Raw genomic sequence first — 13,811 nt, forward strand, 5'->3', positions numbered from 1 at the left:
GGGCGTCGCCAGCACATGGACGCGGTCCACCGTCATGCCCTGCGCCTTGTGGATCGTCGCCGCATAGCCATGGTCGATCCGGTTGTAATCCTTGAGGTCGAAGCGCACGGACCGGCCATCGTCGATCTGCACGGCCATGGATTGCGCGCTGACCTGCTCGATGGTCCCGAGCGTGCCGTTCTTCACGCCGAGGCTGCGCTCGTTCTGCAGGAACATGATGCGATCCCCGCTGGCGAAGCTTCTCGCGCCGCGCTCGACAGTTACACCCACCTCATTGCCCAGGTCGCCTGCGGACCGCATCCGCTCGCGCGCTGCATCGTTCAGCGCGCGCACCTCGTCATTGGTATGGGTCAGGATGATCCGGCTCCGGTCCGGCGAGACCTGCCGGTCGCGGTCCCAGCGCGCGATCAGATCGCCCCGCGCCTGCTCGCGGGTCATCGCCTCATGCACCATGCCATTGGCCCGATAGGCTTCCAGCGCATGGCCGACTTTGCCGGTCGCCAGATTGCGCGTGGCGTCGCGCTGCCAGTCTTCGCGCTGACGGCGTATTTCGCCGATCTCCGTCCCGCCATGACGCTCATGGATCGACCGGAAAGCTGCGCCCGCCTCGATGGCCTGCAGCTGCTGCGGATCGCCGACCAGCACAACCTTGGCGCCCGCCTCGGCAGCACGGGAGATCACGCGCTCGAGCTGGCGTGTGCCGACCATGCCCGCCTCGTCGAGGACGAGCACCTCGCTCGATTTGAGTAGATCACGACCCTGTTCCCAGCCATGCTCCAGGCTGGCAATCGTGCGCGACGCAATGCCCGATCCGCCTTCGAGGTTTTCCGCGGCAATGCCGGACAGTGCCACACCCCGGACGTCGTAGCCGGCTGCTTCCCAGGCCTCCCGCGCCACCCCCAACATCGCGCTCTTTCCCGTCCCGGCATGGCCGACCACGACGCTAAGACCGCGTCCATCCGTGACGTGCGCCAAGGCGTCAACCTGCTCGGATGACAGCACCAGGCCGCGTGCTTCCGCACGCGCCAAAGCGCCATGGCGAGCCGCGTCGCTGACGTTATAGCGCTCACGGTCCGCTAGCAGCTCAGCAGCGCGATGCAGGCGCTGTTCTGCCTCGACCATTCCGCAGGTTGTGAACCGATCCTCGCCGCGGGCATCCTTGCCCAGCTCGACCAGATCGGGCGCGCGCTGAATCGCGCCCACCACCTGGTTGAACTGGTCGAGCCCGTCACTGTGCCGATGCGCGAACTTTGCAAGGTCACGGCGTGTGAAGGTCGATTGCTGCTGGGTGATCGCGTCCAGTCCAAGGGAGGGATCGGCGATGATCCTCCTACCGTTGTTTCGCGCGATCTCGCGGTGCATCTCGGCCCGGTCGGCCTCAGCGCCCTCGCCTCCGACGCCCCGACCCTCAATGCGCTTGGCCGGTGCGCCGATCTGGCTTTGCGGCTCGAGCGCAATGCCCTGGGCTTCCAGGCTGCGGTGATCAATCCGCGCGTCGATGTCGAGCTCGGCCAGCCGCTCGTTGGCGAGCTCCGCCCAACGTTTGCGCCAGCGCTCGACCATCTCCGTGCGATTCCACTCTCGCACCTTCTGGCCAAATCCCTTCTCGTCGACCGCGCGCATCGTCAGCATGACATGGGCGTGAGGCTTGGGCATCCCGTCCTCACCCTTGTCCCAATGCACGTTGAGATCAGCAACCATACCCACACCGACGAACTCGCCGCGAACGAAGTCCCGAGCCAGCTCGACGCCCTGCGCCTCAGTCAGTTCTCGCGGAAGGGCGAACTCGACCTCTCGGGCAAGCTGCGCGTCCTTCCGGACTTCGAACGCTTCGACATCGTTCCAGAGCCGCTCGCGGTCGCTCCATGCCACCGGCGCATTCTCGGGCAGCATCACCTCGGAATGAACGACACCGCGCTTGGCGGAAAACTCCTGATCACGGCCGAGCCGCTCGTCGCGCAGGCGGGAGGCAGAGCGGTACGCCGCCGATGCCACCGCGCTGCTCCCGGCCTTGCGGCCAATGACCTTGACATGAAGATGATAGATCGCCATCGCGATCAGATCATTGGCACAGCGAAGAGTACGTCGGAACGACGTATAAGCGCGCCCTCCCTCGAAAACTTCTCGGGAGGGACTATCCCGTCTCAGCTCGTCCTAACGACCTTACAGCATTGTGCCAAGCCCTCGACTATCAATTCTCCATCACCACTGATGGAGACGATGATGCGGAAGCCAAGGGATTTTGACGGGGAACTGAACGCGCTTCAGGACAAGGCGCGCGACCTCAAGAGCCGTAAGGTGCAGCAGCTCGGCGAACTGGTCATCGCCACCGGAGCAGATAGCCTCAGCGCCGACGAACTGGCAGGCGCGCTGATCGTGCTGGCCGAGACGCAGGAAGCCGTAAAGAGGGAGGCATGGGCGAAACGTGGGGCCTCGCTCTTTCAGCGTCGTGCGCGGCGAACTGCACCAGCAGCTGAGCGCAACACTGGCAGCGCTCGGGCGCAACCGGGCGGCGCGCAACCGTCAACAGGCAGCAAGGGCACGGCATGACATGCGCTCGTGGCAGGTCGAGCGCCGAAAGCGCACACGGCACCTGATCGAACTCGGCGGCCTCGTCGTCAAAGCCCGTATCGTGGAGTTGACCGGCGACGATCGCGCCACCATCCTTGGTGCGCTGCTCTGGATGGCAGACAAGCTCAAAAGCAATCAAGGCGAACAGGCGCGAGCGCTGTGGGCGGCAATGGGGAAGCAAGCGTTTGAGAATGACTGAAGCGCGCTGTCGCATGCCGAGCGGACAATATTTCGGGGCTATCGCGATGCACTTCGTGCGTCGACTTGCAAGCCATGACCGCGTGCATACGATCCCCTCGGCGACCCGAATGGGCCGGGGCAGAGGCCCGGCAGACGACGCCCTGTAGAGCCCGGTCTACATCAGCAGACGCGCCCGCCAGATCATCATATCCGGAAAGTAACTCTGTAAATCTTTCAGACTGTCGTTTATGAGCAGCTTACGTTTTGGTTTTTGAGAGCGTTTCCGACGCTGGCTGAATGCTCGTCGTCAGATCGACAAGTGTCTTGAAAGCTGCGGTGAGGGTTGCCGCATCGCTTGCTTGTCCGGCCTTGATGATATCGAGGTTGGCTTTGACGATCGCGTCCATCAAATGATCTTCCCCCGAAAAAATGGACAGGGTTAAGCTGCTTTTAGCTCCATCTCGATCGGACTGATATAGCCGATGGCGGAGTGACGACGAGTTCGATTGTAGAAGCCTTCGATGTAAGCAAAGATTTCACGTGTGACTTCTGCCCGTGTTGCATATTTCCGGTGATGGACGAGCTCGGTTTGGAGCGTGTGGAAGAAGCTCTCCATCGGGGCATTGTCGTAGCAGTTACCCTTGCGGCTCATGGATGCCTGGAATCCTGCGGACTGGATTGCTTTGCGATACTCCGCCGAGGCATATTGGACACCGCGATCGGAATGGTGGATCAGGCCTGCGTCCGGCCGCTGCGCCAGGCCAAAGTCGGTTGGCTATGCTCATACCTTTGCAGCCGGCCAGACGAATGAGACAAGACAAAGCAGAAATACCTGCCCGAATGAGATCCCGACGGACGCTATTTTGAGAGTCCGGAAAAGAGAGAGCGGTGCAAAGGCGCCGGCATGGATTGTCGTCGGCCACCCGAGCATGACAATGATCAACAAATCCTCGGCCAAGTCGCAAACGATATAAGCGGCAGGCAGCAGCCACACCACCCACATTGGTATTGGCGATAGCGTTGCCGGCCAATGCGTTACGTCAACCAGAAGTGTGCTGGCGTAGCCAAGGAACAGCCCGAGGCATATGAGATAGAGTACATCGAGCGGCATCACATAAAACGCATAACCGCGGGCTGATTGTGGTCGCGACTGAACCCAAGCCAGCAGGCTGTCGGCACCGAGGCTTTCGACCTTCGCAACTTCCGGCGGGACCGTATATTTGGGATTGCCTATATTGGTGGGGCGCTCCAGAAAGCGCAGCGACACGGCGTTTCCAGACGGCATCGCTGCCTGCGCGATGATAAAAGGCACCGCTATGGCGAGTGTGCCCAGGAGAATGATCAGCCGCACGTATGGTCCCCGGTCAATTAATCTGACGAACCTCAATCGTGGCTTCCCCTTGATGGCGATCATAGAATTTTGAGCCGGCCATTCCCTCGAACGGCCAGATGGAGTCGTTCACGTAGAGGAAGAGTTCACCGTCTCTTTTGGGCGTTATGATCGCATCGAGGTCATTCGATTTGACGTTGTCGTCCGGCTCCAGGACTGTCTCGTCGCTGCCCGTTGAGCCCACGCGGGCTACGACCTTGAAGGGCTGGACGAAGAGATGGCGCTTCAGGGGCCAGTAGACCGCCTGCCGGATGTGGTCCGCGAAGCTGGTCGTGGCGGGATCTACACCACGGGGGCTCACCACGGTATCTCCGTTCTTCCAGGGCGATTTGCTATTTGGCGGTGGGGCTTTGATCGATATCCTGTACTTGAGCCCTTGCTCGACCATTATCCCGGTCGGCTTGCAGACGGACTTGATGTTGAAAATATTGTCTGGATGCCGCAACGCCTTGTCATTCGCGTTCGGCCGCACCTCGCAGGCTGAAGGGCATATGGCAAAGCCTGATGCTGCCTGAGAGGCCGAGCCCGCCCGCCCGGGCGCTGCCGCGGCTGGCGCATGACACACCGGTACCCAATAATTGCAATCGGCGTGGTTGGGATCGCAATCCTTGTTCACACGCTTTTCGCAAGACGCGATGGCCCCACCCTCCCCGCAAGAGACGGCTCTACCCTGGGTGCACATGGGAGTGAGGTTGTTGGGCCCGCCGCAGGTTGCAACGGAAGCTTGCAGGCACGCCGAGAGGCCCTCATCCACCCCGCTTTCCTGGCAGACGGCGCCAAACGAATCCCTGACGCTGAAGATGAGATGGCTCCCGAGGAAGAAGGCCAGTACCACGAAGCTAAGAGCGAAGAAGGCTGGCAAGATATAGAGTTTAATCGCGCGGATGGTCAGCCGATAAAGCCAGCCGGAGCGAAGATGAAGAACTAGCCAGGGCGGGAAGAATAAGGCGATGATGGTCGCGACCAGCATGCCTTTGACCCAGCCATTGATGTGACTGTCGAGGAAGGCTTGGCCGGGCCAGTTCGCAGGCAGCAAGTCGTGGAAAATAGCCAAAAGCGCCAGCAGGAGGCCGAGGAGCCTCAGGCAAATCTCGACCGTGGTCATTTCGTTGGCACCGGAGCGGCGCCATATGCGCTCCATCCGCTCCTCGATCTTTATCCCGAGCCGAACGCCGAGCCAGATCAGAAGGACAACAAGCGATCCCAGTACAATGAAATGGCTCGGATCGCGCGCGTAGGCCTCGATCCAGAGCGAAAGTGCACCTGGGAGAACGGCGTTGAGAGCCCTGATTCCAGTCGAGACAAGTGTCAGGCGCGTACGAAACTCGCCTGAGCTATCTGTTGTGACTACCAACGGATAGAGCGCAAGATATGCCGACGCAAACACGGTGATGAAATAAATCAGCCGGCGACGCCAGACCTGGTTCCAGATGAACTTCTGGGCTTCGCAACGACCATCGACGTCCGTCTCGCTTTCATAATCGGCTTGAGGCTTCACGCCGGTGTCTGTCATGACCTGATAGGCGCGCGGAATTCCGATCGGAGCGTAACGGTGTGCACCCGACATTGCCCGCTGAAGCGCAGTTTCATGAATGATTGGGGAGTTATTGTCGACGAAGTCGTCCTTGCGAAGCGAGAACTTCATCTTGCTGAGGTCTTCGATCTTGCGCGGACCATACCGGTAATAGCCGCCGAGACCGTTTCGCGAGTCATACAGCCGTCCGTCCTTGTCGCGACGCCACTGGGCGAAGACCAGCATATCGGGATCGGGATTATTCGGCTTGTTCGGAACCGTCTTGAACTTCAGGCCCTGGGCCTGAGCCTCGGTCATGATCCAATAGAGCGGGATATGCGCCAGCGAATCGTCGGGATAACCACCGCCCACGTTGGAATGAACGCCGGCAAACCACACCTGCGTCAGAACTTCAGGAGACACGTTCTTTTCATTCCAAAGGACGGGATGGAAGGTGGTGCGCTCGTCATCGAGCGACAGGGCGTGACAGGCGCGTTCTATTCGGGCGTCGAATGCGCGGTTGGGAAGCTCGAGCGGCAGTATCCATTGGCTGACGCCACGCGTCATCTCATCGACCGGCAGGCCGTATGCGGCAACGGTATCCCACAATCCCAGAAACGCGATACTTGTGACTTGCCGGTTGGCAGTCTTGTCGTACCGCATACCGAGGATAAAGAAAAGCAGATCGCGGATGAGGCGGAAGATAGCCTCGATGCGCAGGATCGTGTGAAACTTCTCACGGCGATAGGCACGGTATGCCATCCGCGCATTTCGATAGACTTCGGCATCGGTCGCCCCTGCGACCAGCCCCTGGCTGAGAACGAGTCCGATGACGACGCGCATTGTAAATGCGCCTCGGCTGAAGCCGAATCCATAGACACGATCGCCGGGTTCGTAGTTCAAGCAAAGGAATTTATAGATATCGAGGACGTTGCGCTTCAATCCCCAGCCGAAGGCGCCGCCAAGAATCGCAAGCGGCTTAAAGGAAGACGTGCCGACTCCATCGTCGTAGAAGGCGACCTGGTCGCTGCCCCGGAGATCAAGGCTCTCGAAAACGCGCCAGACGTTAGACTTCCAAACCTGGCTGGCGGAATTGCCAGTACCGTCTGAAAGCAAAATAATCCGCTTTCCATCATCCGGCATGGATGGCCCCAAGCCGCGGTCCGCTTAGGCGGCCGCGAAGAAAATGAACTAAACATCACCGCAATCTGCGGTTGAGATTGAACGGCGGCCTTGCTGTCGTCAATTCGGTCCCGCGACTTATCAACATGTTCCAGGCCGCCGTGACCGAAGCAAGCGGCCCGGAGACCTGCTGAAGTTTAGCGGATCTAAGTTAAATGCGGTCTGGTCGCGCGAGGGCACCCCGCCTGACGCGGCAGCGAAACGACGGCGGTTTACCGCCGGGCCGCTTCAGCGAATGTTGTTGAAGGAGACCTACAACTAGCGGGGCCTGACGCGGCGAACGACCGGAAGGATTTGGAATCTAGGGCGACGGACTGCGAATGATTGGTAATCTGTAGCTCGGTTATCTAGATCAGACTTGGTCATCATCCCGCGTGCTTTTCACACGTCCGTAATCGTGCCCTAACGCACGAGCATGTCGAGCACGCCTTTGGCATCGAAAAATCCGGAAGGTTTCGCACTTGCGGCATTTTAAAATCGACTCACGCCCTACCAAAAAAAAGACAGTGGCCCATTCTACCGGCGCTGTTCGCTAACAATCAGCGCTGGAAAAAAGAGGCGAGAACCAAAAAACGGTAGTCGCCTTCGCAGGCTAAGAAATACCTGCCGAAATGTACACGATAATCCAAAAAGGAGGCGCGATGGCAGCGCATTCAGTACCGCAGACAGAGCCGCAGAGCCTATCCAGCAACATACTTGAAGGTGCTGATGCAATCGCGGAATTGCTGTGTGGCGGGAACAACGATGATCAGGACCGCAACAAGTGAAAGGTCTACTATCTCGCCGAGAGATCAAGACTTCCGCTTTTTCGACTGGGGACCATGTTGTGCGCACGAAAATCGGTGCTTTTTGGATTTATCGCCAAAGAGGAACGGCGCGTTAAATGCAGAAGGCCGATGATGACCGACTCCGCTCGACAACGTCAGAAGATCAAAACTCGCAAATAGGCGATGCGCGAGTGAGACTGCTGAATCGGCCAGGTCGTCAGGGCCCGGTGGGGCCTGGCGTAGAGTCCATGCCGAGCGCGACAGCGCAGTCCGACGGACAGCGCATCAGGTTCCGGCTTTTAGGCGGTTGATCCGCGCCGCCGGCGTATGTCGAACCACAGGAATCTTCACGAACGACCGCTGACCGTTCGCTAAGTGGATCAGAAGATGTGACGGACCAGTCATGAAACGTGTGGGCAAGGCCGCGCCCGGGAACCCCAGAGACAATATCCAATACCGAGGGAGAATCACATGGCAGGCTCAATCGAGCTCAAGCCATGCGGGAGGGTTGCAGGCAGCCATATCCGGCGGGCTCGCAACTACACGACTAAGGAATGTACTCGATGAAGCTACTCACTTTGAGCGCTGCAACGATGGTGCAAATCATATTGGCAGGTCTGGCATTTGGAGGGGGGTCGCCCGCGGATGCCACGACGCCGCTCAGTTCCGAACCGGCGTTCAACAGCCGCGTCGTACGCCTTGGCCATTCGCCGTCAGCGGAGGCGCGGGCGCGCTTGGTTGTTACGACGCTGACGCAGGTTGGCGGCAGACATATCGACGTCTAGGCTGCCGATGGCGATGATGCACCGTTTCGGCCGATCGGTCGGATCCAGCGATCCGATCTTCGCCTCCGGCTTGTGGCTGCGGCACATTGTATGAACTGCCTCGCCGCGCGGGCTCGCTGCGAGAGGGCACTTTGCTTTGGGCAGGGTCGATTGGACAGAATACAGCTGAGAAGCACATGTCGATTCACGTCTATCGTAGTGATGACGAGGGGCGGAGCTGGACCTTTCTCAGCAACGTGCAGAGCCCAAAACGGGGCCGGATCTGGGAGCCGGAATTCACTGTGGGCAAGGACGGCGCCCTCATCCTGTTCTATTCCGACGAGACGGAGGCGGAATATTCCCAATTTATCCGCAAGTTCAGGACCTATGACGGGGTCCATTGGCAAGATCCAGGCTATGTCGTGGCCAGCGAAGTCCAATGCGATCGTCCGGGAATGCCGGTCAGCCGTAGGCTTGCGGACGGACGTTGGATGATGACCTACGAACTCTGCGGCCCCGCGCACTGCATCGCGCGTTACCGTCTGTCGGACGACGGCTGGAATTGGGCCGATCCCGCGGATGTCGGTGCCGAGATCCGCCTGTCCAACGGTGCTTTCCCGGCGCACGCGCCACGTTTCACCGTCGCGCCGAACGGCGCAATTCTGCTGGTGGCTCAGCTGATCGAAACGCCGGCGCTGAAACCCGGCGCGCGCAACGGGCGCGTTCTGCTAATAAACGAGGTGGGCGATCCTACAACGCCCTGGCGGACCATTCCCGCACCAGTGCCAGTGCCGGACGCGTGCAGCGAGACGTGCGAGGCGCACCAATGGTGCCCGAACTATTCCTCATCGCTGCTCACGGCGAGCAGCGGGACCGAGGTGCTGGAATTCGCGTCGGACTGGACGGATCGCGGCTGCTTTTCCTCCTACGACCGGGGGTCCTTGCAGCGGGATGCATTGCCAGCCGGGCAGGATGCACGGTAAGGATGTTCGCTTTTCAGTAGCCGGACGGAGATGCCAAGGCAGCTATTGAGTCGCGTCGCCGCAATCGAGCTGCGCAGCAAGGAACTGGCATCGGAGCTTGCGCGGTGGCTCGGGCGACGAACCGTGGCCAGCGGGGCGCTGGAGTGCTCGGCGTCAACGGGCAAATTTTCCACAAATAACCGGCATTGCTTAGCGGCGACCGTCATGGAAGTGGCGGTCGCTCAAGCATGCCCCCACTTCGCACGAGGGAGCGTTACCTTCGGCCAAGACCCGAAGGGGCTTGGATCCGGCGTCTTGGCCGGACTAGCGCCCGGTCGCGCTGCGACGCGCCCTAAGAGAGTGGATGGCGCGCCACGGCCGATGAAGATGGGCACTATTGCTTCGCCGTGGCGCTATGACGTTCGAACCTGCGACGCGCCTTAATCGGCAATGGCGCGACGATCTGCGATTGCGCACTACGCTTACGGCGCAATTCACAACGATCAGGGATCTCGGACGGCCGCCCGACGCGCGCATGCGACAGCGGGGGCGGCGGGCGCTATTCAAAGAACAACGCTTCGGAACATCCTGGTACGCGGTGTAGAGTTCCCGAGTCGGCAAACTGCTCGTACTGACGGCCTTCAATCCCGCGCCCGGCATTGCAGATACCAGCCTGGCGCGCCTGCAAGGAATCCCCGTTGGATCATCTCCACCGACCGTTGAACGTGTTCCCGTAATGTTCTATAGGCATATCTGAGGTCAAAGGGCGGCTTCGAAGCAACTACGGGGGGCATGATTGGCGGATAGCCTCATCGATGGCTGGCTGGGTAGCGTGCGCCGGCGTGTCCAGCGCGAGATCAGGAAGCATGTCCGCGAGAACGCCGCGATCCGCGGTTCTCGCTACCCGTTCCTGCAACGGGCGCTGCGCGCGACGATCGCCGGGCGTTCGTTGCCGTCGTTTCTCGCGGCGTACCTGATCGTCGATATCCTCTTGGTCGCGGCCGAGGCGGCGGCCAGTTCCCGTTTTCCGTCCTACCTCCCGGGCTGGACGTCCCCCGAGATGAAGGGCCTTTTGAAGGACATCGCGAGCTACCTTCTTGCCGCGCAGGTCGGACTTCTCGGAATTGTCTCGGTCGCAATCGGCATCGTTACGCTCATTGCGCAACGCGACGATCGCTCCTCGACCAACACCGACGTTCGGCTCTACTACATGGAGTCGCTTGCCTACGAAGTCGTTCTAAGCGGCGTTGCGCTTCTCATCGTGCTCGCGGCGCAATTCTTCTGGCCCCTGCAGTTCGCCGCCCACCGCTTGCATTTTGGCGGCCCCGACTTGATCTTCAAGGTTGCGCTGACAGCGCTCCACCTGACCTGGCTGCTGCTCAACTTCAGCGTATTCACGCAATTTGTCCTGACCACGCTGCGATTTGTCGACCCGAAGGCCAGAGAGCGCCTCCGGGAAAGATACACCGCCAATGTCATCGTGCCGCGCGATCTGTCGCTGCGCCTCTTGCGAATGTTTTACAATATGGCGAACCAGCAACTGATCCCCCAGACGGACAAGAAGGCCGATCCCTCGGTTACGTTCGGTTGGGGCATTCTGGATGACGGCGAAGTCGAGCTTTCCACTCTCTTCAAGCACCGCTCGGCCCTGACCGATGTCTGGATGCTGCCGCTGCGTTTTGTCCTCCGCAGATGGGCCGAGCGCAGCGAAAAGGCGCGCCCGCGCCCGCCGACCCCCCGCGAGAATCTGCTTGGGCCGGGCATTCGTCTCGACATCACGCTGTCGTTCGATTCCCGGTTCGAGGGCCTTTCCGAGTGGTGCTTGCGCCGCGGCGGCGTGCCGTTGCTCGGCTGGGAACGATATGTCGTGCGTCGATGTTTCCGATTCCGCCGCGCCGGAGCCAACGAAGACGACCTCCCGATACCAGGGATGTTCCTCGAAGAACTGGCGGACAAGATCATCGGGCAGATCGAGCGCTTGGCCGTCACCGGATTCAAGGGAGCCATGGACGAGCTGCTCCGCTATCATCGCTTTCTGCTCGACATTCAAGACACGCGGACGGAGGACGGCACGCCGATCAACCTCGCCGAGGTTGGCGGCTTTTTTGAAGCTCCCCATCAGGAATGGATCGGCCAATATCGCCGCATATTCGAGCGCGCATGCGAGAAGATCGGGTCCGAACCCTATTTCATCCAGGCGCTCAGCTACGCCATTATGCGTCTCCTGCCGACCGATGCCACGACCGCGTCAGCCGCGGTCGTGTCGTCTCTGTTGGACCTTGGAATTCATGAGGTGATTTTCCTTGAGGCGTGGGTCACGCGGCGGACGACGGTCGACGTTCACGCGGATGAATCAGCTCAGCCGCGCCTCGAACTGGCCGGCTCGGACCGTCGGGCCTACGACCAGGTGATCGCCAATTTCATCGGTGCCTGGGAGAACGTTCTCCGCATATCCGATCGTCTCTACAACTCGAAAGCCAAACAGCAGCGGCCGGCTCCCCAACAGTGGCAAGCCCTGGGAAAGAGCTGGCCGTTTCTCCAGCGCCATCTGCGCAACACCGCTCATTTTCTGGCGTCCGCCGTTTGGAACGAGGACCGCATAGGCACGGATCGCTATCGCGACAGCCTCGTGCGCTGGATCGAAACGCTCCGGCTGGATGTCGATGCCGACTTCCGAATCAAACATCGTTCGCTACTCACTCCCGACCTGACTTCCGCGAATTGGGAGCAAGTTGAAGCGCGGCTGGCTCCGTATCTCAGGGCGCCATGGCCTCAGTCGCCAGGCCCCGACGCCGTTTTCGGCGTCGTGATGCGCAGCGCGGTCGACGACGTCATAAACGTCGTGGCGGCGGTGACTTTGGCGTGGTTCATGAATGAACAACAATCGACCGACATCGGCGGCCAAACAGCCGCGCTGCTCCTCCGGAGACAGGTCATTGAGGGAGAGGGCTCCCGCTTCACCGTGAGCAGTGCGCCGCGGCCGACACCGTTTCGCTCGCTTGCGTCGCTTATCATCCGCGCGGCCCTCGCCGATCGACGCGCCGGCCACCACTACGGAGCGGTGCTCGACGAGCTTGTGCGATTCCTGAATGGCATGAGCGACCGCCGCGTCGTTCCCGGCCGTGTCTATTCATCATGGGGCTGGAGCGGGCTCGATTCCGTTCGGCTGCATCTTCTGGCGATGTTGGCGGCCCAGCTTCCGGCTCAGGGCGACGATGGTTTTGTTGTGGCGATGCGCGAGATTGCCGCGAACGAAGAGTTATTGTCCGACGATGATGAGCAACTGCGCCGCATCACGATGAGCCTCGAGGCATATCTTCGCGCTTTGGGCGACGGCATGGACGAGCGCCTTTTCGAACGCGGCGTTCGGATATTGGCGCCGACCGCCGACGCCGCAGAGGCAAGGGAGCGCCTCAAGACCATATTCTCGGAAGCCATCGCCGCGATCAATGACGAACGGGCCAAGCGCCTGCGCGCGCGTCCGCTCGATCCCGCCAAGATCGGCGCCCTGCGCGACCTGCTGTTGGGCGCGCTCAGCCCGGAGCTTCACGCGTTTGCAGGGGTCCATATCCGCAAACACCAGGCGCAGGTGACCAACGTTGCCGAATTCCGCATCAACGGCGTCGACAAGGGAGAATTGGTGACACCGCCGATGTCATGGATCAGCTCCAATGACCCGAATGAAGTCCTTGCCGGCGCGTTTCGCCAGACGCTCACGCAATATGTGTGGGGGGAATTTTTTCGGCGTCCGCGTGAGGTGGTGCATATCGACTCGTCTGGCTATCCGGGCGGATACTTCGATGCGGTTGCCGAGCATGCGGATCGGGTAGGCTCGCGCCCGACCCTTCTGGTTCCCTACGATCCGATTGGCAACACGATCTCCCAGTGGACCTATCGCTTGGCCGGCAAACCCGACCATATCGAAGTCGAGCGGCGCGAAGGGCGCGAAGGCGGCGGGGGCACCGGCTATCTCGGGACGATCGCGGGAACCGACATCTTCACCGCCGACGTCGAAGAGGATCGCTCCTACCTCTATTCCGCATTGATGCTGAAATCCGTCACTTACCATCACGTCACGCCGAGCGCTTACATCGAGGTCATATTCGAGGAAGGCGAAAGCCCGTGGAAGGGCACAATCCTGGTACGGTTCGCGCAGTCGATGACGTGGAGCGACAATCCGGTCATCGAGCTGAAGCTCGACGGTCTCGATGAAGATGTGGATGAGGATGTCGGCGGAGACTGAGGCCATCGCGAATTCGCCGGCATAGCTCAAGCATTCGGCGCGTCTCGGATGCCGAGCGGCTTGAGCTTCTCGCGCATTGCGTCTCGCTGACCGCCGCCGTGGTCCGCGCTTCGGGCCGCAGCAACGGCGAGGCCGAGGCGCATGCCGTCGCGACGCACGGACGACCGGAGGCATTGGCGCCGTTCGTGCGCTTCCCGGCAACAATGTCGTGCAAAATCGTGGAGTAGCGCGCCCGAAGA

The 13,811-nt window shown here is 60.7% G+C and carries 8 protein-coding genes and 1 pseudogene; 4 read left to right on the forward strand and 5 right to left on the reverse strand.

Annotated elements, in window-relative coordinates; all coding sequences use genetic code 11:
* Positions 1–2,052, reverse strand: a 2,052-nt coding sequence (gene traA, locus QX073_RS33960; RefSeq protein ID WP_316204254.1) for a Ti-type conjugative transfer relaxase TraA, incomplete at its 3' end; no start/stop codon positions are given.
* A 171-nt stretch (positions 2,053–2,223) separates the two neighbouring features.
* Here traA and QX073_RS33965 point away from each other — a divergent pair.
* The gene (locus tag QX073_RS33965; RefSeq protein WP_315753888.1) at positions 2,224–2,550 is read left to right on the forward strand and encodes a conjugal transfer protein TraD; all 327 of its coding nucleotides are present in this window, start codon (positions 2,224–2,226) and stop codon (positions 2,548–2,550) included.
* A 1-nt stretch (position 2,551) separates the two neighbouring features.
* Positions 2,552–2,770: a conjugal transfer protein TraD gene (locus tag QX073_RS33970; protein ID WP_315753769.1), complete on the forward strand. Its 219-nt coding sequence runs from the start codon at positions 2,552–2,554 to the stop codon at positions 2,768–2,770.
* 238 nt (positions 2,771–3,008) lie between these two features.
* Here the strand turns inward: QX073_RS33970 and QX073_RS33975 are convergent, their stop codons facing one another.
* From QX073_RS33975 to QX073_RS33990, 4 genes and pseudogenes are all read right to left on the reverse strand, one after another.
* Complete coding sequence (locus QX073_RS33975) at positions 3,009–3,158, reverse strand: hypothetical protein (protein ID WP_315753772.1); 150 nt, start codon at positions 3,156–3,158, stop codon at positions 3,009–3,011.
* Positions 3,159–3,190: 32 nt separating this feature from the next.
* A pseudogene (locus tag QX073_RS33980) lies at positions 3,191–3,505 on the reverse strand (IS3 family transposase); the annotation flags it as partial.
* A 27-nt stretch (positions 3,506–3,532) separates the two neighbouring features.
* A complete protein-coding gene (locus tag QX073_RS33985) occupies positions 3,533–4,102 on the reverse strand; it encodes a hypothetical protein (RefSeq protein WP_315753774.1) in 570 nt (189 codons plus the stop codon).
* A gap of 13 nt (positions 4,103–4,115) precedes the next feature.
* Positions 4,116–6,797, reverse strand: a complete 2,682-nt coding sequence (locus tag QX073_RS33990) for a DUF2235 domain-containing protein (RefSeq protein WP_315753776.1) — start codon at positions 6,795–6,797, stop codon at positions 4,116–4,118.
* Between the two features lie 1,767 nt (positions 6,798–8,564).
* Here QX073_RS33990 and QX073_RS33995 point away from each other — a divergent pair.
* Positions 8,565–9,350 (forward strand): sialidase family protein, encoded by a 786-nt coding sequence (locus tag QX073_RS33995; RefSeq protein WP_315753778.1) that lies wholly within the window; start codon positions 8,565–8,567, stop codon positions 9,348–9,350.
* Positions 9,351–10,125: 775 nt separating this feature from the next.
* A complete protein-coding gene (locus QX073_RS34000) occupies positions 10,126–13,572 on the forward strand; it encodes a hypothetical protein (protein WP_315753780.1) in 3,447 nt (1,148 codons plus the stop codon).
* The last annotated feature ends 239 nt before the right edge of the window (positions 13,573–13,811 follow it).

The sequence above is a fragment of the Bradyrhizobium sp. SZCCHNS3052 genome (assembly GCF_032484495.1).
Taxonomy (GTDB): Bacteria; Pseudomonadota; Alphaproteobacteria; order Rhizobiales; family Xanthobacteraceae; genus Bradyrhizobium.

What these genes read in the sequence shown, in the direction of transcription:
- QX073_RS33965 (WP_315753888.1), top strand. Translation starts at nt 2,224, where the DNA reads ATGCGGAAGCCAAGGGATTTTGACGGGGAACTGAACGCGCTTCAGGAC.
- QX073_RS33970 (WP_315753769.1), top strand. Translation starts at nt 2,552, where the DNA reads ATGCGCTCGTGGCAGGTCGAGCGCCGAAAGCGCACACGGCACCTGATC.
- QX073_RS33995 (WP_315753778.1), top strand. Translation starts at nt 8,565, where the DNA reads ATGTCGATTCACGTCTATCGTAGTGATGACGAGGGGCGGAGCTGGACC.
- QX073_RS33975 (WP_315753772.1), bottom strand. Translation starts at nt 3,158, where the DNA reads ATGGACGCGATCGTCAAAGCCAACCTCGATATCATCAAGGCCGGACAA.
- QX073_RS33990 (WP_315753776.1), bottom strand. Translation starts at nt 6,797, where the DNA reads ATGCCGGATGATGGAAAGCGGATTATTTTGCTTTCAGACGGTACTGGC.